The sequence below is a fragment of the Rhodococcus sp. SB1D genome, from assembly GCF_048573875.1.
Lineage (GTDB): Bacteria > Actinomycetota > Actinomycetes > Mycobacteriales > Mycobacteriaceae > Rhodococcus_F > Rhodococcus_F qingshengii.
In genome coordinates, this window is sequence record NZ_JBMAIQ010000019.1 from 42,775 (window position 1) to 66,645 (window position 23,871).

At 63.4% G+C, this 23,871-nt stretch carries 22 protein-coding genes, 1 tRNA gene and 1 riboswitch; of the genes, 11 read left to right on the forward strand and 12 right to left on the reverse strand.

Annotated features, from left to right (window positions below; genetic code table 11):
• The first annotated feature begins 13 nt into the window (after nucleotides 1-13).
• The 8 genes from ACN50D_RS28985 to gcvP all read left to right on the forward strand — a co-directional run bounded on the left by ACN50D_RS28985 (nucleotide 14) and on the right by gcvP (nucleotide 7,758).
• Nucleotides 14-364, forward strand: coding sequence for a small basic family protein (locus ACN50D_RS28985; protein WP_003946178.1), 351 nt, complete (start codon nucleotides 14-16; stop codon nucleotides 362-364).
• Between the two features lie 3 nt (nucleotides 365-367).
• Nucleotides 368-1,150: a DUF881 domain-containing protein gene (locus ACN50D_RS28990; protein ID WP_007731994.1), complete on the forward strand. Its 783-nt coding sequence runs from the start codon at nucleotides 368-370 to the stop codon at nucleotides 1,148-1,150.
• Between the two features lie 45 nt (nucleotides 1,151-1,195).
• Complete coding sequence (gene gcvH, locus ACN50D_RS28995) at nucleotides 1,196-1,600, forward strand: glycine cleavage system protein GcvH (protein ID WP_003946160.1); 405 nt, start codon at nucleotides 1,196-1,198, stop codon at nucleotides 1,598-1,600.
• A gap of 211 nt (nucleotides 1,601-1,811) precedes the next feature.
• Nucleotides 1,812-2,306: a glycogen accumulation regulator GarA gene (gene garA / locus ACN50D_RS29000; protein WP_003946166.1), complete on the forward strand. Its 495-nt coding sequence runs from the start codon at nucleotides 1,812-1,814 to the stop codon at nucleotides 2,304-2,306.
• Nucleotides 2,306-3,043: a MerR family transcriptional regulator gene (locus ACN50D_RS29005; RefSeq protein WP_003946161.1), complete on the forward strand. Its 738-nt coding sequence runs from the start codon at nucleotides 2,306-2,308 to the stop codon at nucleotides 3,041-3,043. Before garA ends, ACN50D_RS29005 begins: the two co-directional genes overlap by 1 nt.
• A 93-nt stretch (nucleotides 3,044-3,136) precedes the next feature.
• Nucleotides 3,137-3,610, forward strand: coding sequence for a bifunctional nuclease family protein (locus ACN50D_RS29010; protein WP_003946194.1), 474 nt, complete (start codon nucleotides 3,137-3,139; stop codon nucleotides 3,608-3,610).
• A 332-nt stretch (nucleotides 3,611-3,942) separates the two neighbouring features.
• A complete protein-coding gene (locus tag ACN50D_RS29015; RefSeq protein ID WP_021344354.1) occupies nucleotides 3,943-4,497 on the forward strand; it encodes a MerR family transcriptional regulator in 555 nt (184 codons plus the stop codon).
• Between the two features lie 220 nt (nucleotides 4,498-4,717).
• Nucleotides 4,718-4,846, forward strand: a riboswitch (glycine riboswitch).
• Between the two features lie 53 nt (nucleotides 4,847-4,899).
• Entirely contained in the window at nucleotides 4,900-7,758 is a 2,859-nt protein-coding gene (gcvP, locus tag ACN50D_RS29020; protein WP_211920130.1) for an aminomethyl-transferring glycine dehydrogenase, read from the forward strand.
• 22 nt (nucleotides 7,759-7,780) lie between these two features.
• Here the strand turns inward: gcvP and ACN50D_RS29025 are convergent, their stop codons facing one another.
• From ACN50D_RS29025 to ACN50D_RS29055, 7 genes are all read right to left on the reverse strand, one after another.
• Nucleotides 7,781-8,929 carry a metallophosphoesterase gene (locus ACN50D_RS29025; protein ID WP_211920132.1) on the reverse strand — a complete coding sequence of 383 codons (1,149 nt, stop codon included), beginning with the start codon at nucleotides 8,927-8,929 and terminating at the stop codon, nucleotides 7,781-7,783.
• Nucleotides 8,929-10,623, reverse strand: coding sequence for a VWA domain-containing protein (locus ACN50D_RS29030; protein ID WP_058226701.1), 1,695 nt, complete (start codon nucleotides 10,621-10,623; stop codon nucleotides 8,929-8,931). The genes ACN50D_RS29025 and ACN50D_RS29030 overlap by 1 nt, the downstream gene beginning before the upstream one ends.
• 159 nt (nucleotides 10,624-10,782) lie before the next feature.
• The gene (locus ACN50D_RS29035; RefSeq protein ID WP_064074336.1) at nucleotides 10,783-12,966 is read right to left on the reverse strand and encodes a malate synthase G; all 2,184 of its coding nucleotides are present in this window, start codon (nucleotides 12,964-12,966) and stop codon (nucleotides 10,783-10,785) included.
• Between the two features lie 152 nt (nucleotides 12,967-13,118).
• Nucleotides 13,119-14,369 (reverse strand): saccharopine dehydrogenase family protein, encoded by a 1,251-nt coding sequence (locus tag ACN50D_RS29040; RefSeq protein ID WP_042924714.1) that lies wholly within the window; start codon nucleotides 14,367-14,369, stop codon nucleotides 13,119-13,121.
• 44 nt (nucleotides 14,370-14,413) lie between these two features.
• On the reverse strand, nucleotides 14,414-14,845 hold the full coding sequence (locus ACN50D_RS29045; RefSeq protein ID WP_003946198.1) for a universal stress protein: 432 nt from the start codon (nucleotides 14,843-14,845) through the stop codon (nucleotides 14,414-14,416).
• A 156-nt stretch (nucleotides 14,846-15,001) separates the two neighbouring features.
• A complete protein-coding gene (locus ACN50D_RS29050; RefSeq protein ID WP_249342656.1) occupies nucleotides 15,002-16,543 on the reverse strand; it encodes an SDR family NAD(P)-dependent oxidoreductase in 1,542 nt (513 codons plus the stop codon).
• A gap of 108 nt (nucleotides 16,544-16,651) precedes the next feature.
• A tRNA-Leu gene (locus ACN50D_RS29055) sits at nucleotides 16,652-16,737 on the reverse strand.
• 118 nt (nucleotides 16,738-16,855) lie between these two features.
• On the opposite strand from ACN50D_RS29055, the gene ACN50D_RS29060 reads away from it, so the two are divergent.
• Entirely contained in the window at nucleotides 16,856-18,208 is a 1,353-nt protein-coding gene (locus ACN50D_RS29060; RefSeq protein ID WP_064444624.1) for a M20/M25/M40 family metallo-hydrolase, read from the forward strand.
• Nucleotides 18,209-18,273: 65 nt separating this feature from the next.
• Nucleotides 18,274-18,810: a YbhB/YbcL family Raf kinase inhibitor-like protein gene (locus ACN50D_RS29065; RefSeq protein ID WP_064444623.1), complete on the forward strand. Its 537-nt coding sequence runs from the start codon at nucleotides 18,274-18,276 to the stop codon at nucleotides 18,808-18,810.
• 58 nt (nucleotides 18,811-18,868) lie between these two features.
• Here the strand turns inward: ACN50D_RS29065 and ACN50D_RS29070 are convergent, their stop codons facing one another.
• The 3 genes from ACN50D_RS29070 to ACN50D_RS29080 all read right to left on the reverse strand — a co-directional run bounded on the left by ACN50D_RS29070 (nucleotide 18,869) and on the right by ACN50D_RS29080 (nucleotide 21,276).
• The gene (locus tag ACN50D_RS29070; protein WP_007733393.1) at nucleotides 18,869-19,939 is read right to left on the reverse strand and encodes a quinone-dependent dihydroorotate dehydrogenase; all 1,071 of its coding nucleotides are present in this window, start codon (nucleotides 19,937-19,939) and stop codon (nucleotides 18,869-18,871) included.
• A gap of 63 nt (nucleotides 19,940-20,002) precedes the next feature.
• Complete coding sequence (locus tag ACN50D_RS29075) at nucleotides 20,003-20,251, reverse strand: DUF5703 family protein (RefSeq protein WP_003946171.1); 249 nt, start codon at nucleotides 20,249-20,251, stop codon at nucleotides 20,003-20,005.
• The gene (locus ACN50D_RS29080; protein ID WP_030537526.1) at nucleotides 20,251-21,276 is read right to left on the reverse strand and encodes a hypothetical protein; all 1,026 of its coding nucleotides are present in this window, start codon (nucleotides 21,274-21,276) and stop codon (nucleotides 20,251-20,253) included. Before ACN50D_RS29080 ends, ACN50D_RS29075 begins: the two co-directional genes overlap by 1 nt.
• 183 nt (nucleotides 21,277-21,459) lie before the next feature.
• Between ACN50D_RS29080 and ACN50D_RS29085 the strand changes: the two genes are divergently transcribed.
• Nucleotides 21,460-21,882 carry a hypothetical protein gene (locus ACN50D_RS29085; protein ID WP_030537527.1) on the forward strand — a complete coding sequence of 141 codons (423 nt, stop codon included), beginning with the start codon at nucleotides 21,460-21,462 and terminating at the stop codon, nucleotides 21,880-21,882.
• On the opposite strand, the gene ACN50D_RS29090 is transcribed toward ACN50D_RS29085, so the two are convergent.
• The gene (locus tag ACN50D_RS29090) at nucleotides 21,863-22,726 is read right to left on the reverse strand and encodes a heme ABC transporter ATP-binding protein (protein WP_007733386.1); all 864 of its coding nucleotides are present in this window, start codon (nucleotides 22,724-22,726) and stop codon (nucleotides 21,863-21,865) included. The two genes, ACN50D_RS29085 and ACN50D_RS29090, sit on opposite strands and share 20 nt — an antisense overlap.
• Nucleotides 22,723-23,817, reverse strand: a complete 1,095-nt coding sequence (locus ACN50D_RS29095; protein ID WP_050655282.1) for a FecCD family ABC transporter permease — start codon at nucleotides 23,815-23,817, stop codon at nucleotides 22,723-22,725. Before ACN50D_RS29095 ends, ACN50D_RS29090 begins: the two co-directional genes overlap by 4 nt.
• Nucleotides 23,818-23,871 lie beyond the last annotated feature (54 nt).

Below are 23,871 nucleotides of genomic sequence, written 5' to 3' on the forward strand. Positions count from 1 at the left end.
CAGAAGGAGTTCGATGAAGGCCGGTTCCGCCCTGTACGGACTCGCAGCACTGGTCGTCGGCATCGTCCTGGGCGTAGTTTTCAGCCCGCAGGTGCCCGACGTGATCCAGCCCTATCTTCCGATCGCTGTCGTTGCGGCGCTCGACGCCGTCTTCGGTGGACTACGCGCGTATCTGGACGAAATCTTCGACGCGAAGGTGTTCGTGGTTTCCTTCGTCTTCAACGTGCTCGTCGCGTCGTTGATCGTCTGGCTCGGTGATCAGTTGGGTGTCGGTACTCAACTCTCGACGGCGATCGTCGTCGTGTTGGGTATCCGGATCTTCGGCAACGCAGCGGCATTGCGACGCCGACTGTTCGGAGCGTGAGTCATGGCGGAACATTCCACGACCGAACCGGAAGAAGAACCTCCCGTCACCACTGCGGGTGAAGGTCGTCACGAGTTGCGTTCACCGTCCAAACACCGCACCAACGTCGTCTTCGCAATCCTCGCTGCTGTGCTGTTGGGCGTGCTCGGCGTTGCGATTGCCACACAGGTACGCAGCACAGTGGCCGGAGATTCACTCGACGCCGCGCGCCCTGCCGACCTCCTGGTGGTTCTCGACAATTTGAATCGGCGCGAAGCCGCGCTGAGGCAGGAAGTCGCGAATCTTCAGGAATCGCTTGCCACTTTGGAAGCCGGTGGCAACACGGGAGCAGCGCTGGACGAGGCGCGGGCGCGGCTGACCTCACTCTCCATTCAAGTGGGGACCGCTCCGGCCACTGGACCGGGTGTGACGATGACCCTGACAGATCCGGCGGGCGGGGTCGGATCGGAAGTGATTCTCGATCTCATCCAGGAACTGCGTGCTGCCGGTGCCGAAGCCATCTCGATCGCAGGTGCGAACGGCGAACCCATTCGTATCGGCGTGAACTCGTGGGTGAGTGGGCGCGGCGGCGAGATCGAATTGGACGGAACCCGGATCGAGCAGCCGTACACTGTGACCGCGATCGGAGATCCGCCGACATTGGCGGCAGCGTTGAACATTCCCGGAGGCGTCTTCGACAATGTCGCACGCAATGGCGGAACGTCGTCCGTCGAGCAATCGCAGCAGGTCACGATCTCCGTCTTGCGACAATTGAATCCGCGCCAATACGCTCAACCCGGAAATTGATCTTTTTGCGTCCGACTTTCGGACGGCCTGTGAAAGGAAGCCACTGTGAGTGAGCTCGATACACCTACCGATCTGCGCTACACCGCGGAGCACGAGTGGGTGAAGCGAACCGGCCCGACCTCAGTTCGAGTCGGTATCACCGACTTTGCTCAGTCGCAGCTCGGTGACGTCGTGTTCGTCCAGCTTCCCGCTGTCGACGAAGACGTGACCGCCGGTGAATCGCTCGGTGAGGTCGAGTCGACCAAGAGCGTCTCCGACATCTTTGCTCCGTTCACTGCGAAAGTTCTTGCAGCGAACGGTGAATTGGACGGACAGCCCGACCTCGTCAACACCGACCCGTACGACACGGGTTGGTTGGTCGAACTCGAGGTTGCCGACGAGGCCACACTCGACGCCGCACTCGCGGCAACTCTGGACGCGGAGGCATACAAGGGACTCACGTCCGAGTAGAAAACCTGCGCGTGGACCGGCCAACTCGTGTTGTGTCGCGGCCTGTCTCGCTGCACACGGCGGTCTGCGCAGGGTACGGTCGTTAGGTACGCATGTGCCGAGTCGGGGCGCAGGGCCGTATCGAACGTGACTGTGAAAGATGCTCGTGAAGAAAGTGCACTGCGTAGTCCAGTGATTCATGATCTGGATGATTGACCCAGGAGGAGAAACAGTGAGCGAGAACGGTAACGACGCGGGCTATGGGGAGTCGCCGGCGGAGACCACTTCGGTTTTCCGCGCGGACTTCCTCAATGAGCTCGACAACACCTCCTCTGCAGCACCGGCCGCCGAGCAGCCGGTTTCGGGCGTGGAAGGCCTTCCCGCCGGAGCCGCACTTCTGGTGGTCAAGCGGGGACCGAATGCAGGATCCCGCTTCTTGCTCGATCAGCCGACGACGTCGGCAGGTCGGCACCCGGACAGCGACATCTTCCTCGACGACGTGACCGTCAGCCGTCGTCACGCCGAGTTCCGTCAGGAAGATGCAGATTTCCACGTCGTCGACGTCGGAAGCCTCAACGGCACCTACGTCAACCGTGAGCCTGTCGATTCGGCAGTTCTCGCGAACGGTGACGAGGTTCAGATCGGCAAGTTCCGTCTGGTGTTCCTCACCGGCCCTCGTGCCGGCGGTTCGCAGGTCGGCGAGTCGTCAGCAGGTGCGGGTAGCTAATGACGGCAGTGCGGCAGCAGAGCCAGCCCGGAATGTCGATTGGTTCCGTGCTGGATCGGTTGCGTCCAGATTTTCCCGACGTGACGATTTCGAAGATCCGTTTCCTCGAGTCCGAGGGCTTGATCAGCCCGCAACGGACACCGTCGGGATACCGCAGATTCTCTGTCGAGGACTGCGAGCGTCTTCGCTTCGTGCTGACCGCTCAACGCGATCAGTACCTGCCGCTCAAAGTGATCAAAGAACAACTCGAAGCGATCGACAGTGGCGCAGCGACGGTGAGTGCAGAAGTTCCTGCGCCTCGTCGTGCTCGCGTCCTGTCGATCGCTACGGGCGATGTCTCACCCGAGGCGTTCCGGGTCGATCGCGAAGTTCGAGTCGGTCGTCAGGATCTTCTCGCGCGCGCTGACATCGACGATCGGTTTCTGACCGATCTGATCCGCACCGGTTTGGTCGTTCCCGGCGCGGCGGGCTTCTTCGACGAGGATGCCGTGACGTTGGCGCGCACCGCTAAGGCGATGTCCGAGTACGGCTTGGAGGTTCGCCATCTGCGCGCGTTCAAGTTGGCTGCTGATCGCGAAGCGGGACTGGTGACTCAGATCGCCGGACCGGTTGCCAAGGGTCGTGACGCCGGAGCACGTGATCGTGCCGAGGAAATGGTGCGGGAGCTGGCCGCTCTGTCACTGACTTTGCACACGTGTCTGGTCAAATCGGCAGTTCGGGGAAGTCTCGATCGCTGAGTTCCTCGATCAGCGGGGCACACTCGAATAGAATTTCAGTACGACCGCATCGGAGTCGGTCGGCTGGATCACGTCAGGTTGGAGGCAAGCTCGATGGGCGAAATGCGTGTGATCGGAGTTCGTGTCGAGCAGCCTCAGAATCAGCCGGTCCTGTTGCTGCGAGAGTCCGACGGCGATCGGTACCTGCCGATCTGGATCGGGCAAACCGAAGCTACCGCGATTGTTCTCGAACAACAGGGAGTCGAGCCGGCGCGGCCGCTGACTCACGACCTGATCAAGATCTTGATCGAATCTTTCGGTCGGAGCCTCAAGGAAGTTCGGATCGTGGACCTGCAAGAGGGCACTTTCTACGCGGATCTCGTCTTCGACGAGCAGACCACTGTCTCGGCACGTCCGTCGGACTCGATTGCATTGGCCCTGCGCATCGGCGTTCCGATCTTCGCGTCGGAGGCTGTTCTCGCCGAGGCCGGTCTGGTCATTCCCGACGAGCGCGAAGACGAGGTCGAGAAGTTCAAGGAATTCCTCGACACCATCTCGCCGGACGATTTCAAAGCCACTGATGGTTAGCCTGAATTGACTGGTTGCGGACTTTAGTCTTCAACTCTCAAGTAGAGGTTGAGTCTCGGTCGGCGTGTTGCGTTGACCATGCACCCTCCTGGACTTACCGTTGCGTGCGGTGGAGATCTTCTCGCCTTGTCGATCGAGGCGTACTCTGGGTAAGTCCACTCATGGAATTACCTGCCTTGGATTCACATCTGAAAGTTCGGTCGGCACGGGATTCTCGTGACTGCTGATAGCACAGGTTGGTTACATGATGGCGAAGCGAGAGGGAGACGGCAGTGGAAGAACAGTCGAATGAGCGCGGGACGGGCATAGCCGGTAGTGCCGCGACTGCAGAAATGTCTTCCGAAGAGCTGCAGCCGGGCTTGTTCCCGGACGATTCCATCCCCGACGACCTCGTCGGATATCGAGTACCCAGTGCGTGCCAGATCGCCGGGATCACGTACCGCCAACTCGACTACTGGGCACGGACGTCGTTGGTTGTTCCGTCGATCCGTGGCGCTGCCGGATCCGGAAGCCAACGTCTGTACTCCTTCAAGGACATTCTCGTTCTGAAGATCGTGAAGCGTCTGCTCGATACCGGCATCTCACTGCAGAACATCCGCGTTGCCGTCGATCACCTCCGTAAGCGTGGCGTCCGCGATCTTGCCAACATCACTCTGTTCTCCGACGGCACCACCGTGTACGAATGCACGTCCCCCGAAGAGGTCGTCGACCTCCTCCAGGGTGGGCAGGGCGTATTCGGCATCGCAGTCAGTGGCGCGATGCGTGAACTCACCGGAACGATCGCCGACTTCCCCGCCGAGCGGGCCGACGGCGGCGAAAGTGATCCCAACCCGGAAGACGAGTTGGCTTCGCGACGCAAGAATCGCGCCAGCCGCAAAACCGGATAACGTACGTCACATCTCTTTGGAGGATGCCACGGTGCAGGTAGGCGTTTCGGTCAACTAGACTGAGCCTGCGTCGCCGGCGTACGGGAGAGCCTCGGATACCGATTCACCGAACTTGTCTTTGTTTCAGTCTTTGTCTCAAAGGTCAGTCGTGAGCGGGATCAGGGCGCCGAAGGAGCAATACCTCCCCGTCAATCTCTCAGGCACCAAGGACCGTACGGGCTCCGACGCCTCTGGAAAGCGGTGGGACAACCCACCCGCCGACGGGGAAAGGCTGTGGCTTCCGCCTTCGGCGGATCACTACCGAATCTCTCAGGCGCTCGGGAATCGAGCATGCGACAGAGGGGGAGGAACACACCGCAGTTCGGTGTGTGTCCTGATCCTCCGATCTGTCTGGGAGTTGTCGTGATCGACGCTGCAAGCCGTATATTTGCCGACCGCCATGTCGGTCCGAACGCCGCGGAACTCGCGCGCATCCTCGAACTCGTCGGGGTCGATTCACTCGACGAACTGGCAACCAAGGCCGTTCCCTCCGTCATCCTCGACGCTGCCCCGAACGGCATCGCTGCCGGACTCGACGCTCTGCCGCTTCCGGTCGGAGAGCACGAGGCACTTGCCGAACTGACTGCACTCGCAGCCCAGAACACCGTCGCGACGTCGATGATCGGCCTCGGCTACTTCGACACGTTGACGCCGCCGGTGTTGTTGCGCAACATCATCGAGAACCCGGCCTGGTACACCGCGTACACCCCGTATCAGCCGGAGATCAGCCAGGGCCGTCTCGAAGCCCTCCTCAACTTCCAGACCATGGTCGCCGATCTCTCCGGCATGGAACTGGCAAACTCGTCGATGCTCGACGAGGCCACCGCCGCTGCCGAAGCCATGACGCTCCTGCGCCGCGCGAACCGCAGCAAGTCCCCACGATTTGTCGTCGACGCCGATCTCTACCCGCAGACCCTCGCCGTCATCGAGACTCGCGCCGAGCCGCTCGGCATCGAGATCGTCTCCGCGGACCTCACCGCTGGTCTTCCGGAAGGTGACTTCTTCGGCGTCATCGCCCAGATCCCAGGTGCCTCGGGACGAGTCGTCGATTACACCTCGATCATCGCGGAAGCTCACGAGCGCGGCGCACTGGTTGCCGTCGGCGCCGACCTCCTCGCGATGACGCTCATCACCTCACCCGGTGAGCTCGGCGCGGATGCGTGCTTCGGAACCACCCAGCGTTTCGGTGTTCCCATGGGATACGGCGGACCGCACGCCGGTTACCTGGCCGTGCACTCCAAGCATGCGCGTCAGCTGCCCGGCCGCTTGGTCGGCGTCTCCATCGACGCAGACGGAGACAAGGCGTACCGCCTGGCGCTGCAGACACGTGAGCAGCACATTCGCCGCGAGAAGGCGACGTCCAACATCTGTACCGCTCAGGTGCTCCTCGCCATCCTCGCTGCGATGTACGCGAGCTACCACGGCGCCGAGGGACTCAAGGCGATTGCGTTGCGCGTCGCTGCCCGCGCACACGCGTTGGCAAACGGCCTGCGCGAAGGCGGCGTGACCGTCGTCCACGATTCGTTCTTCGACACCGTGCTCGCTCAGGTTCCGGGCAAGGCGGCCGACGTCGTCGCTGCGGCCAAGGAATCCGGGATCAACCTGCGTCTGGTCGATGCCGATCATGTCGGTATCTCCTGCGACGAGGCCACGACCGCCGACCACGTCCTTGCCGTGCTCGACGCGTTCGGGATCGAGGATGCTGTTGTCGCCATCGAAGCCGAGGGCAATTCGGTTCCGGCTGCTCAGGAGCGCACCTCCGACTACCTGCAGCACGAAGCCTTCACCCGTTACCGTACGGAAACGGCAATGCTTCGCTACCTGCGCGCGCTGTCCGACAAGGACATCGCCCTCGATCGCAGCATGATCCCGCTGGGTTCGTGCACCATGAAGCTCAATGCGACCGCCGAGATGGAATCCATCACCTGGCCCGCGTTCAACGCGATCCATCCGTTCGCGCCGACATCGGATGCGCCCGGTCTGCTGAAGATCATCAAGGATCTCGAAGACTGGCTGGTCGCGGTCACCGGCTACGACAACGTCAGCCTGCAACCCAACGCCGGCAGCCAGGGGGAATACGCGGGCCTGCTCGCGATCCGCAACTACCACCTCAGCCGGGGCGACGACCACCGCGACACCTGCCTCATTCCGTCGAGTGCTCACGGCACCAACGCGGCTTCTGCCGTCATGGCCGGGATGCGCGTCGAGGTTGTCGCCTGCCGTCCCAACGGTGACGTCGACGTCGACGATCTGCGCGCGAAGATCGCCGATCACGCCGAGCGTCTCGCCGCGATCATGATCACCTACCCTTCAACACACGGTGTCTACGAGCACGAGATCTCCGACATCTGTGCAGCGGTACACGACGCCGGTGGCCAGGTGTACGTCGACGGCGCCAACCTCAATGCGCTTGTCGGCCTTGCCCGTCCGGGCCGATTCGGCGGCGACGTCAGCCACCTGAATCTGCACAAGACCTTCTGCATCCCGCACGGCGGCGGCGGACCCGGCGTCGGCCCGATCGGTGTGCGCTCACACTTGACGCCGTTTTTGCCCGGACACCCGATGGCCCCCGAACTCGGTGGTAGAGGAACGATCTCGGCAGCGCCGTACGGCAGTGCGTCCATTCTGCCCATCACCTGGACCTACATCCGGATGATGGGTGCTGCGGGCCTGCGCCGCGCCAGCCTGACCGCCATCGCGTCGGCCAACTACATCGCGCGTCGACTCGACGAGTACTTCCCGGTTCTTTACACCGGCGAGAACGGCATGGTCGCGCACGAGTGCATCCTCGACCTCCGTGGGTTGACCAAGGACACCGGCGTCACCGTCGACGACGTGGCAAAGCGTCTGGCCGACTACGGTTTCCATGCTCCGACCATGAGCTTCCCCGTGGTCGGCACACTGATGGTCGAGCCCACCGAGAGCGAGAACCTCGAAGAGATCGACGAGTTCTGCGAGGCGATGATCGCCATTCGCGGCGAAATCGATCGCGTCGGAGCGGGCGAGTGGACGGTCGAGGACAACCCGCTACGCGGTGCTCCCCACACTGCGGGAAGCATTGCAGCGCAGTGGGATCACCCGTACTCGCGTGAGATCGCCGTCTTCCCGCGTGGCCAGGCTCGCCCGAAGGTGTGGCCGTCCGTGCGTCGTATCGACGGTGCACATGGCGACCGCAACCTGGTCTGCTCCTGCCCGCCGATCGAAGCGTTCGCAGGCAACTAAGGCGTGTGCCCGCCGGAGATCATCACCTCTCGTGTACGAGTTCGAGAACGGTGATCTCCGGCGGGGCGCCGACGCGTACCGGCGGACCCCAAGCCCCGGCGCCACGCGTCGTGTACAGCACTGTGTTTCCGACCCTGTCCAAGCCTTGCACCGAAGGCTGCTGCAGCGGAACGAGATACCGCAGCGGCCACATCTGACCGCCGTGAGTGTGCCCGGACAGTTGCAGATCGATACCCATCTCGGATGCCTCGATCGCTTGACGCGGTTCGTGCGCGAGAAGCAAGGCGAAAGTATTCGGATCGCGACCTGCGAGCGCGGCAGTCAGGTTCGGCTCGTACGGGGCCGGCGACGTGTAGTCGTGGATGCCCACGATGTCGATGGTATCGCCGCCATGCTGGATCGAGGTGCGGCTGTTGCGAAGTGTGGTGATCCCCAATGTCTCCCACACGTCGAGCCATTTGCCGCCGTCGTCGGCGTAGAACTCGTGGTTTCCGCTGACTCCGAAGATTCCGTCGGGCGCCCGAAGATCGGCGAGCGGAGCAAGATCGGGAGCAACTTTCGCGATGGTTCCGTCCACGAGGTCGCCGCCGATCGCGATCAGATCGACACTCTGCGAGTTCACGATATCGACCACCTTGCGGGTGAAGTCGACCCCGCGGGCCGGTCCCACGTGCAGGTCGGTGATCAAGGCGATCCGGTATCCGTTGAAGCCCTCAGGTAGGCGAGCGAGCGGCACGCGGACGCGGGAAATCTTGGGGCCCGACGCCTCGTAGACGCCGTAGCCGGCGGTGCTGATCGCCGCGAGAGTGACTGCTGCTGTAGCCAACTGCAACGTACGACGCTTGGCTGGGTCGACTTCGGTCGTGGTATCCGTGTGGCGTGCACGTAGTCGACCGATCCCGGCGAACAGGCCGATCACGAGCAGTCCGGGAATCAGATACAGCCACGAAGCCAGCCAGACCCATCCGACAAATCCGATCGGTCGCGCCCACGATGTCGGAAAGACTTCGCCGCTGCCGACCCCGATGAGCGTCGAGACCGCCAAGACGACAAGCGCAGTGTCGGCGAGACGAGCCCATCGCCTCGGGATGCCGGTGGCGCGAACGAGTCGGCGATGCAGGAACCAGGTCAGAAGGGCGAGAAGGACTGCAAAAACCGCGACGCGCCCCATCAGGACAGCATCTTGGTCACTGCGGCCGCGAGAGCGGGGTCGGACGTCGAATCGACCCGAACCAATGTGCCGCCCGTCCGATCCGAGACGTCTTGGAGTGTGGAGACGTCGTCGCCCGCACCGACGACGATCACGTCGACCTGTACCGGACGCGACGGATTGCCCGCAGCGGCGATCGCGCTGAGCAGTTCGGCTCGCGTCGTGGTGGATTCGTCAGGCGTACTCGAGGTGATCAGCAGCACCGAGTTGACTCGCCCCGCGTCGAAACCGTCCACGGCGGCTTTGTAGGAGCTGGCAAGCGCCGGGTATTTGGAGGTCTTTCCGCCGGCCCGAAGCCCGTTGAGGAAATCGGTGATCGTGGCACGCCGATTCGGCTCGGACAGTGAACCGCCCGGAACCAGGATGCGCTCGGACGGTTTTCCGTCGGTGCCCGTGCTGAACTCGCGAAGGCCGATGTCCGAAGCGTCAGGGCTGCGACCCAATTGGGTATTCACCGCCGAGGCAATGTTCGCCAAGCGGGTAGTGCCACCGTCGTCGGTACCCATCGACGCCGACGTGTCCATCAGGATGGTGGCACTACGCGGCGAGACCGGGTTGGCGACTATGTCACCGAGCGCCGCTGCGGTCTCCGCCGAAGCCGGTTTCAACGTGGACGAGATCTTGGCCGGGGACACCGCCCCGAGATCGGGAAGGTCTTGGCCCTCGACCCGGAAACCGGCGCCGACGAACAACTGTGACTGATTCGGCTCACGCATGAAATCGGCAAACTGTGCCGCTGCGCGCGACGCGGTTTCGTCGATCCCGCTGCCCGAGACGATGACCGCCGGATAGTCCGCGACTGGCGTTGCGCCGGCGGGGGAGTACGTCGTCATCGCCGCGTTCGCGCTCTGCGCTATCGACTGTTCCGTGGCCGGAACGGCTTTCACCGAATCCGGTGTTCCGGCGCTCAGTGCTCCGAGGGCTTCGGCGGTGGACGAGGGGGGAGTCGGCAAGGATTGGAACTGCAACGCCCGTGCACTGAGCGCAGCGTTGACCTGAGCGGACTTCGCCTGATCCGTCGTGACCGGTCCGGCACCCGCATCGGCGACGTCGGCAGCGATCGCCTGTGCAGCCATCGAGGTTTCGGTACTTCCGACCGGCAGGGCGACCGTCAGATCGGAAGGCAAAGACTTCCAACTCGATGCTGCGCCGGCCAATGCTGCCGCGGTCTCGGGACCGGCTGCCAGAACGATCGGGGAACTCGCGAGCGAGCGAGGATCACCGTTGATCACGGCCTTGCCCGACAGTGGCGCGAGTTCGAACGAACTCGTCGGGATCCACAGGGAGGGACGTGGTCCCAATGCTGCGTCGTCCCAGGGGGCCGCCGGACCGGCTTCGAGTGCCGTCGAGACCGACGCGGACGGCGCACCGTGCACCACGACGGCGATGCAGTGATCACGCACCACCGGCGAGGTCTGGGTGTACCGCTTCGCCAGTTCCTCGACCTGTGGGGCTATGGACGGATCCGCGGTGACGTCGAGTGTCTTGTTGCCCTCGACGCACGTACCGGCTGCCTGCTGTCCCTGATCGTCGATCCGGTTGCTGAGGGCCTTCCATCCGAAGAAGCCTGCCACGATCAAGACGATCAGCACGACGACGAGAATCGGCCCCTTACTGATACCTCTGGCGCCTGACCCGCCGCGATGTTCGCCCACGTACCTTGCCCTACCTTGGTCACTCGAAGAATGTCTGTTGAACGGACTGTGTCCTCGGCCAGTCTAGTGACGAAACTTCGGGGCCTACGCGAACAGCCTCGACACCGGGAGCGGTGCCGAGGCTGTTCGGGTTCAGCTTCGAGTTCGAAGAAGGTGAAATCAGGCGTTGGCGGCCTTGTACTCGCGGCGGCGGCGATGCAGGATCGGCTCCGTGTATCCGCTGGGCTGCTTCGCGCCTTCGAGGATGAGTTCCTTGGCAGCCTGGAACGCGATGTTGGAATCGAAATCAGGTGCCATGTTGCGGTACTCGGCGTCGCCCTCGTTCTGACGGTCGACAACCGGGGCCATGCGCTCGAGTGCACTGACAACGTCGCTCTCGCTGACGATGCCGTGACGCAGCCAGTTGGCGAGTAGCTGGCTCGAGATGCGCAGCGTGGCGCGATCCTCCATGAGCGCGACATCGTGGATGTCGGGAACCTTGGAGCAGCCGACGCCCGCGTCGATCCAACGGACCACGTAGCCGAGGATGGACTGGCAGTTGTTGTCGAGCTCTTCCTTCTTCTCCGCGTCCGTCCAGTCGGTGCTGGGAGCGAGCGGGATGGTCAGGATGTCGTCGACGCTCGCACGCGGCTTTCCCTTCAGGCTGTCCTGAACAGCGAACACGTCGACGCGGTGGTAGTGCGTCGCGTGCAGCGTTGCGCCGGTCGGCGAAGGTACCCACGCGGTGTTGGCGCCGGCCTTGGGGTGACCGATCTTCTGCTCGAGCATGTCCGCCATCAACTCGGTCATGGCCCACATGCCCTTGCCGATCTGAGCCTTGCCCTGCAGACCGCAGGCCAGACCGGTGTCGACGTTCCAGTCCTCGTAGGCGCCGATCCACTTCTGCTTCTTCATCTCGGCCTTGCGCACCATCGCGCCGGCTTCCATGGAGGTGTGGATCTCGTCGCCGGTGCGGTCGAGGAAGCCGGTGTTGATGAACACCACGCGGTCGACGGCTTCCTTGATGCAGGCGGCGAGGTTGACCGTCGTACGACGCTCCTCGTCCATGATGCCGACCTTGAGCGTGTTCTCCGGAAGCCCGAGGACCTGCTCGACACGGCCGAACAGTTCGGTGGTGAAGGCAACCTCCTCGGGACCGTGCTGCTTGGGCTTGACGATGTAGATCGAGCCGGTGCGGCTGTTGTCGAGCGGTCCGTTGGCGTCACTGATCGAGAGGCCGTGCACTGCACAGGCACTGGTGATCAAGGCGTCGAGGATGCCCTCGGGGACCTCGTTGCCGTCGGCGTCGAGGATCGCGGGGTTGGTCATGAGGTGACCGACGTTGCGGACGAACAGGAGCGAACGACCGTGCAGGCTGAGTTCGCTGCCGTCGACTGCGGTGTACTTACGGTCGCCGTTGAGCGTGCGGGTGAAGGACTTGGCGCCCTTCTTGATCTCCTCGGACAGGTCACCACGGTTGAGACCCAACCAGTTTCGGTAGCCGACAACCTTGTCGTCGGCGTCGACAGCGGCGACAGAGTCCTCGAAGTCCATGATCGTGGTGACGGCGGATTCGAGAACGACGTCCTTGACGCCGGCGGCGTCGGTGCTGCCGATCGGGGACGAGGCGTCGATCTGGATCTCGGCGTGCAATCCGTTGTTGAGCAGCAGGATGCTCGTCGGTGCGTCCTTCTCGCCGAGGTAGCCGACGAACTTCTCCGGCTGGGCGAGCGTGGTGACAGTACCGTCTGCCAACGTGATCTTCAGTTCACTGCCGTCGACAACGTACTTGGTTGAATCTGCATGCGATCCCGACGCGAGAGGTGCTGCCGCATCGAGGAATTCACGCGCCCAGGCGATGACCTTGTCGCCGCGGACCTTGTTGTAGCCGGAACCCTTCTCGGCGCCGTTCTCCTCGGAGATGGCGTTGGTGCCGTACAGCGCGTCGTACAACGAACCCCAGCGGGCGTTGGACGCGTTGAGTGCGAAGCGCGCGTTGAGGATCGGCACGACCAACTGCGGGCCGGCCGTCGAGGTGATCTCGGTGTCGACGTTCGCGGTGGTGACCGAGAACTCGGCAGGCGTCGGCAGGAGGTAGCCGATTTCCTGCAGGAACGCCTTGTACGCGGCGGCGTCGATGGGAGCGCCAGCGTGATCGCGATGCCACTGATCGATCTGAGCCTGCAGATCGTCACGCTTGGCAAGCAAGTCGCGGTTCTTCGGTGCGAGCTCGGTGATGACCTTGTCGGCGCCGGCCCAGAACGTTTCGGCGTCTACACCGGTGCCGGGAAGAGCCTCCTCGACCACGAAGTCGTAGAGAACCTTGGCAACCTGAAGACTGCCGACCTGAACGCGCTCAGTCATGAATAGCCTCACTTTTCCGAAAGCGGAGCATCACATATGGATGCCATGAACCAACATCAATGTTACCTGGGAGTATTCCCACCGCTGTCCGCGCCCTGAGCTGCGATAATCGGGCGCGAAGAGCTGAAACGATCAAGTGAAATTCGTTCTGTCTAGAGTTTGCGCGCGGAAATCTCGAAACCAGCCGCGCGTAGACGCTCGACCAGGACGTCGCCGAGCGCTGTCGCTGGAGTCAAAACGCCGGTGGCCGGGGGAAGAGCCTTTTGGTCCTTCGCCAACGACAACGCAGATTCGCCGAGCATTACCGCCGTCGCGCTGTATCCCGGGTCGCCCTTCGCCTTCACTCGTGATGTGTATCGGGCGCCGGTCGTGGTCGTGGTGAACACGTCGAGCGTGAAGTGGCCCTTCTTCTGGGTGCTCTCGCTCGGACCTTCACCGGGAGCCGGCAATACCTTGTCGAGAAGGAAACGTGTCGGAGGTAGAGCGAGTCCGGCGACCAGCGCGCCGAGGCCGACCGCCACGCCGCCCGCAATCACCGGTGACACCACCGATGAGCCGACGCTCATCACCTCGCTGTACTTGAACTTCTTGCCGTACGCCCACTCTCGGAGCGCATTGCTGCGACGGACGACTCGTGTGTTGTACGACGCCATCACGAACGGCGCTTTCCACCCCTTCAACGACGGATCGATCTTCTTGCCGTCGACCACGCTCACGTCGCTCTGGCGTCCGAGTTCGGGCTCCCGATCACGATCGGGGCTCAGCGAGTACGGCGAGGCAGCAAGTTTCCGCAGTCGCGCATCGTCTTTCGACACGTCGATTTGGTTGCGAAGCGAATCGATGGTGCCACCGCTCACGCCGCCGCGCAGGGCCGTGACCACCAGGGTGGTGTCGGTGAGCTCGCCGGCGCCGTCGGCGGCGACTTTCTCGTGCAGGACGTGAACTCCGAGATCGGAAGGGATGGAATCGAATCCGCAGGAATGGACGATCTTGGCACCGGTCGAGACCGCCAGCTCATGGTTGTCGTCGATGCTCTCGCGGTGGAACAGCACCTCACCGGTCAGGTCGACGTAATGAGTTCCGGCGGAGGCGCATTCGTGAACAAGGGCGTGGCCGTACTTGGCATACGGGCCGACCGTGGTGGCGACGACCCGGGTTCGCTGGGCGAGTGCCTTCAGTGCGGTTGCGTCGTCGGCGTCGGCGATGATCAAGGGGAGATCGGCAGCGGCAGTACCCAGATCGGCGCGAGTGGCTGCCAACTTTTCGAGGGAGCGGCCACCGAGGCCGATCTTCGTGCCTTCGGGAGCATGTTTGACGAGGTAGTCGGCGAGAAGCTTACCGACGAAGCCGCTCGCTCCGTAGACGATGATGTCGAGTTCTCGGGCGGGCGAGGTTCCAGTCATGGAGCCAGCCTACAAACGAGTAGTCGAAAGTGATGTGACCGCGGTCACTCGGCGGGGAGGGGCTCCTTGACGACGAGGATCGGAGCCTCGACTTCGAGCAACAGGCGTTGCAGCGGGCGTTCGAGGAGGAACTTGCCGATGGGGGACATCCGGCGTGTTCCGACGATCAGGAGATCGACACCCGCGTCGTGGACCAGGTCGACGAGCGCGGTAACCGGATCGCCGTCGTGCTCGGTGGTGCGCAGATCCCACTTCGTCTCCGAGAATCCACCGGCGTCGAGCGCTGACTGGATCTCGCCGCGAAGAGCGGCCCGATCGTCCTCGGTGTCTCCGAGGTTGACCGTGCCTCCGATGTTGACGTCGTCCAGGACGTGCAGAACCAGCAGTTCCTCGCTTCGACCCACGGATTCCCGTGCAGCGGCCACGATTGCGGCACGGCCTTCCGGGCTGTCCTTGTGTACGACGGCGATCGTCATGGTTCCTCCGAGTCGGTGAGCAGTGTCGGCTCCATTATCGCCTGCAATGCTGTGCTCTACCTGAAATGAGCTACTCGACACGGGGGTTTGGGGGTGACGAGATCGCCACATCGGGGCGCCTAGGTGCCGCCCATCACGAATGCGGCGTGCTGCCGATCACCACGGCGAAGGTTTGTAATCCTTGAGGAAGCAGCCGTGCAGGTCGACGCCCAGCTCGCCCTGAACGATGGGGTCGTAGACGCGGGCGGCACCGTCGACGAGGTCGAGTGGCGCGTGGAAACCTTCGTCGGCCAGACGCATCTTGGTGAAGTGTGGGCGTTCGTCGGTGATCCAACCGGTGTCGACGGCGGTCATGAGGATGCCGTCGTCGAGCATTTCCTTGGAGCTGGTGCGGGTCAGCATGTTCAGTGCTGCCTTGGCCATGTTGGTGTGCGGGTGGCCAGGGCCCTTGTACGCGCGGCTGAACTGGCCTTCCATGGCGGAAACGTTCACGACGTACTTGCGTCGTGCAGCGGCCGCGGCCATCGACGGGCGCAAGCGCGAAACGAGGATGAAGGGCGCGACCGAGTTGCAGAGCTGGACTTCGAGAAGCTCGATCGGATCGACCTCTTCGACGGTCTGAACCCAGCTGTTGGTGTGCGCGAGGTCGGGCAGCAGCCCGCCCGCGTCGATGGCGATGCCCTGCTCGATGCGATCGGGTGAAGCCGATTTGGCGACGAGGGCGAGTGAACTGACCGCGTCGGCGGAGAGATTTCCGGAGGTGATGCTTGCGACGTCCGACAGCGTTCCGGCCAGAGCCGCGGGGTGAGCGTCGCTCGTCTTGCCGAAGGTCAGGACATCAGGCAGTTCACCGGCGGGAAGCGCACCGGACTCGGCGTCGACCAAGGCGCCGTAAGCACCGGGGGACCGTCGAACAGTTTGTGCGGCGTTGTTGATCAGGATGTCGAGCGGACCCTGTGCGGCAACGGAATCCGCGAGTGCAACAACCTGGGCGGGGTCGCGGAGGTCGATGCCGACGATGCGCAGACGGTGAATCCAGTCTTTGCTGTCTTCCATCGCTTTGAATCGGCGGATCGCGTCGTTGGGGAATCGTGTCGTGATGGTCAGATGTGCGCCGTCACGCAGCAGGCGCAACGCGATGTACATGCCGATCTTCGCGCGGCCGCCGGTCAGAAGTGCGCGTCGGCCGGTGAGATCAGTGCTGGCATCACGTTTGCTGCGGCTGGTGGCAGCGCAATCGGGGCACAGTTGGTGGTAGAAGGCGTCGACTGCGGTGTAGCGCTGCTTGCAGATGTAGCACGGCCGCGCCTTGATGAGCGTGCCGGCGGAGGCGCCGGCGGTGTTCGACTTGATCGGAATGCCTGCGGTCTCGTCGTCGATGCGATCGGGTGAACCGGTGGCAGTCGCAGCGACCACTCGGCGGTCGGCTTCGTTGACGGCTGCGCGCGAGGCGAGGCGACGCTTCTTCTTGAGTCGCTTGAACAGATGGCCGACAGCGCGCTGCATGGTGATCGAATCGGGATGCTCGTCGTCGAGTTCGGCGGCTTCGGAAAGGACCTTCAGGCAGATTTCGAGTTCCGCGGGGTCGAGTCCGGTGAGTTCGGCTCGAGCAGATTCTGAATCGGCTGTTTCCAGCGAATCTGCCTGCAGTGCATCCGACTTCTTGGTGTCTGTATCCACTTCGAACTTCTGTTCCATCTCGATCGCCGCTCGCGCGGACTGTTCCCTGGTGCGGGAACTTCGCCAATTACGAGAAAAGCTCCGGTTCGATGAACCGGAGCTTTTCCTGTCTGTCTCAACACAGAGTGTCCGAGGGGGGACTTGAACCCCCACGTCCGTTAATAGGACACTAGCACCTCAAGCTAGCGCGTCTGCCATTCCGCCACTCGGACTCGGCCCCGATTTCTCGGTGCTGGGAAAGAGTATCCGATTAGGTGAGCTGCCCCAAATCGCCAGGTTGCGGGGCATTCCGGTCGCCCGCGTCGTTTGATTCGATGGTAGGAAAGTGGAATGACCACAACCCCGAATAATCCGAATCCGAGCAGAGCCGAAGCAGAAGTAGTCGAACTGGTCAGTTCCCTCATCCGCTTCGACACCTCGAACACGGGAGAACTCGAAACCACCAAAGGCGAGCGTGCGTGCGCGGAGTGGGTTGCCGCGCAGCTTCAAGAAGTCGGTTACGAGACGGAATACGTCGAGTCCGGAGCACCCGGCCGAGGAAATGTCTTTGCTCGCTTGAAGGGAGCCGAGTCGGGTCGTGGTGCGTTGATGCTTCACGGTCACCTCGACGTAGTTCCGGCCGAGCCCGCCGACTGGAGCGTCCATCCCTTTGCCGGCACCGTCCAGGACGGTTACGTCTGGGGGCGCGGCGCCGTGGACATGAAGGACATGGTCGGGATGATCCTGGCCCTCGCCAGACAGTTCAAGGCGGAAGGCGTCGTACCGCCGCGTGATCTGGTGTTCGCTTTCGTGGCGGACGAGGAAGCGGGCGGAAAGTACGGATGCCAGTGGCTGGTCGAGCACCGCCCGGATCTGTTCGAGGGAGTGACCGAGGCCGTGGGTGAGGTCGGCGGTTTCTCGCTGACGGTTCCGCGGCCTGACGGAACCGACCGCCGGCTCTACCTCGTGGAGACTGCGGAAAAGGGCCTCGGTTGGATGCGTCTGACTGCCAAGGGACGCGCCGGACACGGCTCCTTCCTCCACGACGACAACGCGGTCGCGACACTCGCCGGCGCGGTCTCGAGGCTTGCTGCCCACCAGTTCCCGATCGTGATCTCGGATTCGGTCGCGGAGTTCCTGACCGCCGTCGGCGAAGAGACCGGATTGGACTTCGATCCGGGATCACCCGACATCGACGGGACTCTCGCGAAGTTGGGGACGATCGCCAACATCATCGGGGCGACGTTCCGTGACACGGCGAACCCGACGATGCTCAAGGCCGGATACAAGGCGAACGTCATTCCGCAGACTGCCGAGGCGGTCTTCGACTGCCGCGTGCTGCCGGGACGGCAGGCCGAATTCGAGCGCACGGTGGACCAACTGATCGGTCCCGACGTGACCCGCGAGTGGATCACCAGGCTGGATTCGTACGAAACAACGTTCGACGGCCACCTCGTAGACGCCATGAACGAGGCGATCCTCGCCCACGATCCGGAGGCTCGCACAGTTCCGTACATGCTCTCCGGTGGAACCGACGCGAAGGCATTCGCGAAACTGGGCATTCGCTGCTTCGGCTTCGCGCCGTTGCAGTTGCCGCCCGAGCTGGATTTCAGCGCGCTGTTCCACGGCGTCGACGAGCGAGTTCCGGTGGACGCACTACTGTTCGGGACACGTGTTCTGGAACATTTCCTGCTCAATTCCTGACGAGCACGTAGATAGATCCGTGAGCTCGACGCACATCGAGCTCTCTTGTCACAGAAAGGATTCGCATGGCGCACGATCCGTACGAACCATTGCCGAAGTTGCCGAGTTTCGAGCTGACCAGTGACGACATCACTGCGGGCCAGCCGCTGAAGCTTGCTCAGGCCAGTGGAGCCTTCGGTGTCCCCGGTGGCGAAGACATCTCACCGCAGCTCTCGTGGTCCGGCTTTCCGGCCGAGACGAAGAGCTTCGTCGTGACGGTGTTCGATCCGGACGCACCGACTGCGTCGGGGTTCTGGCACTGGGCCGTGGCGAACATCCCCGCTTCCGTCACCGTGCTCCCCGCCGGTGCCGGCGCGGCGGACAGCGATGTCCTGCCCGCCGGAACCGTCACACTCCGCCACGACGGTGGCGGGTTCGGTTTCATCGGTGCAGGCCCGCCTCCCGGGCACGGTCCGCATCGCTACATCGTCGCGGTGCATGCCCTCGACGTGGAGACGCTCGACGGAGTCACCCCTGACTCGTCGCCGGCGTTCCTCGGTTTCAACGTGTTCCATCACGCGATTGCGCGTGCAACCTTGACCGGGACGTTCGAGGTCGAATAGTCACTTTGCTGTGCGCCTTTATTAACCGCGGGCGGTTAATAAAGGCGCACAGCACTTTCTAGCGAGGGTTCTCAGCTCCCACAGCCTGGGCGATCGACGAGAAACCCGCTGCGCGGACCCGCTTGGCTATCCCCTTGTGGATGCTGCGAGCCCAGAACGGTCCGCCGTAGATGAAGCCGGTGTATCCCTGCACCAGCGTCGCGCCGGCTAGGATGCGTTCCCACGCCTGGTCGGCTGTCTCGATACCGCCGACCGAGATGATGGTCATCTTGTCGCCCACTCGGGCGTACAGGCGCCGAAGTACTTCGAGCGACCGGTCGGCAACCGGTGCACCGGACAGCCCGCCAGCGCCGAGTGCAGCTACCTCGGCATCCGGGGTCTTCAAACCGTCGCGGCGGATCGTGGTGTTGGTCGCGACGATTCCGGCAAGTCCGAGTTCGATTGCCAGATCGGCGACCGCGTCGACGTCCTCGTCCGAGAGGTCGGGCGCGATCTTCACCAGTACCGGCACGCTGACGGTGTCGAGCACGGCCTGCAGGATCGGGCGCAGTGATTCGACGGCCTGCAGATCACGGAGTCCGGGCGTGTTCGGCGAGCTGACATTCACGACCATGAAGTCGGCCAGCGGACCCAGAAGCTGCGCGCTGGCGGTGTAGTCGGCAGCGGCGTCGGCGGCTTCGACGATCTTGGTCTTGCCGATGTTGGCACCGATCGGGACCGTGACGCGGCGCTGTCGCAGGAAATTCGCCGCGTGACCAGCGCCGTGATTGTTGAAGCCCATCCGGTTGATCAAAGCGCGGTCGGCCGGAAGACGGAAGAGACGCGGCGCGGGGTTACCGGGCTGAGCCTGGGCCGTCACTGTTCCGACCTCGGCGAAACCGAATCCCAACGGGCCCCAGGCGTCGACGCCGGTGGCGTCCTTGTCGAATCCTGCGGCGAGGCCGAGAGGTGCCGGGAACGTCAGACCGAACGCCTGACTCCGCAGAACCGGGTCGTCGACGACAAGGACTTTTGCGACCAGCCAGCGAAGGGGAGCGAACCGTGTCACCAGTTTCATCGCGGTGAAGGCAATGTGGTGGATGCGTTCCGGTGGGACCCGGAACATCAGGCTCAGCAGCAGTTGGTACACGATTCTCCAGCTCTTCGATGGTGTGATTTTGTCAGCGGCGGGCTCTGGTCGTCTGTTGGACGATCAGTGCTGAATGCCGTCCGGATCGGTCACGTGCAGCGGCGTCTTCTTTCGCTTGAGGAGCACGCGACGACTGCCGTCGGGGTAGAGACGGACTCGGGAGAGTTCCCATCCGCCGAACTCGGCGGAGATCGCCAGACGCATCGACGCCGTGACCCGCGAAACGTTCGGCGGTAGTCGAAGTGGCACATAGTCGAACTTGTCGTCCGACGTCTCCCACTGCGCGGGGATCCCGCGCGTACGCTTTTCCATCAGTTCTCCCGTGACGGGATGACCTGCAGCCCGTCACCGGTTGCCGATCCGACGATCAGATTGCCGTTGGAAGAGTCTACGGCCAACGAATTCGGCTGTCGCACCGTCTTGAACCGTCCGGTCTCCACGGGGATGCCGGACGACAGATCGAAGCCGACCACTTCGTTGGTCGCGGTCAGCGTGACCCACACCCGATCCGCGGCCTCGTCGTAGGCAACGGCGTACGGCGACTCGCCGACGGGGTAGCGCTGGTGCATCAGGAGCGGATCGGCAGTGAAGACGAGTAGTTCGTTGCCGGTGGTGTCGGTGACCAGAATGCGTCCGAAGCGATCGGTGGCCAGATGAGTTGCGCCCTCACCGGCGCGGAGAGCGACGCCGAGTTTGCCGTCTTCGAGGTTGATCGCCGTCAGCGAGGTCTGACGGTGATCGAGGGCGCTCAGGTTGTCGCCGGTGACCGCGAGTTCGTCGACGGATGCGAATCCCGAAACCGTCTGTGACTGATCGGTCTTCGGGTCGACGATGTGAACTGAACCATTGTCCGTGCCGATCGCGATGCGGCCGTCGTTGAGTTCGACCGCTGAATTCGCCTGCCCGTCTACCGGGATGGACGTCTGTTCGCCCGAAGTCAGATTCAGCTTCACGACCTGGCGATCCATCGACAGAAGAGCGCTACCGTCAGAGCCGATCGAAACGTCGCGTACGTCGGAATCCAGGGCTGTCGGACGACCTGCAGAGGCGGGGTCGGCGCCGGCCAAACTGTCCGAAGAAACGACCAGCACCGATCGGGGGTCGTTGGCAACCAGAACGGCGCTGCGCGTGATCGGGTCGAATGTGATGGAATCGATCAGACCTGAATACGGGTGAACCACGCCGTCCGGGGTGCTGGTGGTGGCCGGTGAGACCGCTGCCGTTGCGGGATCGATCGTGATGAGGTCGTCTCCGCCATCTCCGGAAGAACATCCTGTGACCAGCAGAACCGCCGCCCCCATTGCTGCTGCAGTGGTGCGGATCCCTAGGCGAGCCATGTGTAGTTCCTCTTTTTCTTGTCATCTGTTCTTCACGCAGTGCGACTGTCATCGATCATCCCTGATCGCAGTCGGGCGCCGTTCATCGCGTCGAGGAACTACCGACCATTCCGCTCACACCCTTGACGCGATACCGTACGAACAGCGATTGCGGTTGACGCTGCAATCACCGAGGAGATCATTGTGATTCCCACAGAACCCACCGATTCCGGCGCGCAGTCGCCCGAACCGGCGCGGCCGGGCTTCGAGATCGAGGACCTCACCGTCGGCGCTCACGCACACGGTTTCGGCAGGTCCGACGGTCGAACTTTCGCGTTCCGCGTACGAAAGAGCATGCTGTTCGTCGAGGTATACGGCGAATACTGCGAGCACAGTGTGCCGACCCCTGCAGACGTTGTCGCCACCGCGGAGCGATCGGTGACCGACATCGATCTGACCGACGAGCGAAGCATCGCCGGTGTGGTCCGCGACGCAGTTCTGTCCACGGAGGCTGATTGGTCACAGCCCGGTCCCGGTGACGGAGTTCGTGACGGCGACGGCCGCAGCCTGCCGACGGTGAGAGCCGTCCTGAACAGGCTGGGATCGATCATCGATTCTGTTCGGTGAATTCTCGGCGCGGGATGACCAGCGTTGCTCCGGTTGTCGGATGCGGGAACACCTCGACCGGATAACCGTAGACGCGGGTCAGAAGCTCTTCGTGCAACACCGATTCCGGGGGACCGTCAGCGGCGATGCGGCCGTTTTCGAGCACGACGATCCGATCCGCGTACGCCGCTGCCAACGCGAGGTCGTGCAAAACGACGACGACGGCATCGCCGTCCGCAGCGCGAGCGCGCGCCACGGACATCACCGCTTCCTGGTGTCCGAGGTCGAGAGCTGCAGTCGGCTCGTCCAGCAGGATGGTCGACGTTTCCTGTGCCAGTACCCGGGCCAGCGCGACCCGCGCTTGCTCGCCGCCGGACAGCACGGCGAACGGCCGATTGGCGAACCCCTCGACATCGCAGGTCTTCATCGCCGCGGTGATAGCAGCGCCGTCGCGGTCTTCTCGGCGAGTTCCGGTCCATGGCGCACGTCCCATACGAACCACCTGGCGAGCGCTGAACGAAAATCCGATGGTGTGTTTCTGGGGGAGCACCGCGCGTCGGCGCGCCATGTCGATCGGCGACCACTGAGTGAGGTCGGTGCCGTCAACGTCCACCCGCCCAGCGATGACGGGCTGATCACCGGCCAACGCCGCAAGAAGAGTCGACTTACCGGCGCCGTTCGGTCCGACGAGAACGACTAGCTCGCCTGCCCGGACTTCGATGGACACGCCTTCCAGAATCTGCCGACCACCGCGTTCGACTGTGATGTCGCGCGCCTCGAGGGTGACATCACCGACGGCTGGGCTCTTCGGTTCGGGGGTGACGCGGCCGAACAGTTCGCGCCAGTTTCTTACGAGGCTGCTCATGCCCACCCGCCCTGTTGCGCGCGCGTGCGTCGGAGAAGCCAGAAGAAGAAGGGGCCGCCCACCAGAGCGGTCAGCATTCCGAGGGGCAGGTCTGCGTTGTCGATCAGCGACCGCGAGCCCAGATCTGCGACAAGCAGAACCAGTGCGCCGGCGAGGGCGCTCGCCGGAATCAGCGCGCGGTGGCCAGGTCCGACGAGAATGCGCATCAGGTGCGGAACGACCAGACCGACGAAGAGGATGATGCCGGTGAAGGCAACACTCGCCGAGACCAGGAGAGCGACGATCAGTACCGCGAACTGGCGAAGCCGTTCGACGTTGACGCCCAGATGACGGGCCGCGTGTTCACCGAGCGCCAGCAGGTCGAGACGTGGGGCGATCATCATGGTCGCGGCGATCCCGACGACGGTCATCGGCGCCACGATCAGGACTGCGTTCCAGGAAGCGCCGTTGAGTGAGCCGAGTTGCCAGAACACGATCTGATCGCGAGCGGACGGGCTGGCGACGAAGGTGAAGAACGCGATGAGCCCACCGGCGAACGCGTTGATCGCGACGCCCGTCAGCACCAACGTCACTACTTCCGTTCGGCCTTCGTGCCGAGCCAGCAGGTAGACCGCCGCGGTGGTGACCAGCCCGGCGACGAACGCAGCCGCAGCAACGGCCCAGCCGGCCACGAACGTTCCCCCGACGACGATGACAGCACTCGCGCCAACTGCCGCGCCCGCAGACACTCCGATCACTCCGGGTTCTGCGAGCGGATTGGAGAACACACCCTGCAGGAGCGCACCGGAACATCCCAGCGCCGCGCCGACACAGATGGCGAGCACGACGCGGGGGAATCGAACCTCCCACAAAGTCACTTCACCGCTGGGATGGGCGGGCATCGGACCGAGGTCGAGCCCGATGCGATGCAGGATGCTGCCCAAAACCTCGAGTGGCGACGTCGGAACTTGACCGATGCACGCCGACAGCACCGCGACGATCACCAGGGCGAGAGTCAAGCTGACCAGAACCGCACTCACCCGCGACCGCGACGCGGGGGCAGACGCCGACTTGTCGGCGCCCCCGACGTCGTGTGAATCCTCGGCCGACACAGTCTTACCTGCTTCGGAACTACCTGTCTCTGTACTCACGAATCAGCACTCACG

What these genes read in the sequence shown, in the direction of transcription:
- ACN50D_RS29015 (WP_021344354.1), top strand. Translation starts at nt 3,943, where the DNA reads ATGTCTTCCGAAGAGCTGCAGCCGGGCTTGTTCCCGGACGATTCCATC.
- ACN50D_RS28985 (WP_003946178.1), top strand. Translation starts at nt 14, where the DNA reads ATGAAGGCCGGTTCCGCCCTGTACGGACTCGCAGCACTGGTCGTCGGC.
- ACN50D_RS29075 (WP_003946171.1), bottom strand. Translation starts at nt 20,251, where the DNA reads ATGGAAAAGCGTACGCGCGGGATCCCCGCGCAGTGGGAGACGTCGGAC.
- ACN50D_RS29045 (WP_003946198.1), bottom strand. Translation starts at nt 14,845, where the DNA reads ATGACGATCGCCGTCGTACACAAGGACAGCCCGGAAGGCCGTGCCGCA.
- ACN50D_RS29040 (WP_042924714.1), bottom strand. Translation starts at nt 14,369, where the DNA reads ATGACTGGAACCTCGCCCGCCCGAGAACTCGACATCATCGTCTACGGA.
- ACN50D_RS29025 (WP_211920132.1), bottom strand. Translation starts at nt 8,929, where the DNA reads ATGGGGCGCGTCGCGGTTTTTGCAGTCCTTCTCGCCCTTCTGACCTGG.
- ACN50D_RS28990 (WP_007731994.1), top strand. Translation starts at nt 368, where the DNA reads ATGGCGGAACATTCCACGACCGAACCGGAAGAAGAACCTCCCGTCACC.
- ACN50D_RS29050 (WP_249342656.1), bottom strand. Translation starts at nt 16,543, where the DNA reads ATGGAACAGAAGTTCGAAGTGGATACAGACACCAAGAAGTCGGATGCA.
- ACN50D_RS29060 (WP_064444624.1), top strand. Translation starts at nt 16,856, where the DNA reads ATGACCACAACCCCGAATAATCCGAATCCGAGCAGAGCCGAAGCAGAA.
- ACN50D_RS29065 (WP_064444623.1), top strand. Translation starts at nt 18,274, where the DNA reads ATGGCGCACGATCCGTACGAACCATTGCCGAAGTTGCCGAGTTTCGAG.
- ACN50D_RS29010 (WP_003946194.1), top strand. Translation starts at nt 3,137, where the DNA reads ATGGGCGAAATGCGTGTGATCGGAGTTCGTGTCGAGCAGCCTCAGAAT.
- ACN50D_RS29005 (WP_003946161.1), top strand. Translation starts at nt 2,306, where the DNA reads ATGACGGCAGTGCGGCAGCAGAGCCAGCCCGGAATGTCGATTGGTTCC.
- ACN50D_RS29035 (WP_064074336.1), bottom strand. Translation starts at nt 12,966, where the DNA reads ATGACTGAGCGCGTTCAGGTCGGCAGTCTTCAGGTTGCCAAGGTTCTC.
- ACN50D_RS29090 (WP_007733386.1), bottom strand. Translation starts at nt 22,726, where the DNA reads ATGAGCAGCCTCGTAAGAAACTGGCGCGAACTGTTCGGCCGCGTCACC.
- ACN50D_RS29080 (WP_030537526.1), bottom strand. Translation starts at nt 21,276, where the DNA reads ATGGCTCGCCTAGGGATCCGCACCACTGCAGCAGCAATGGGGGCGGCG.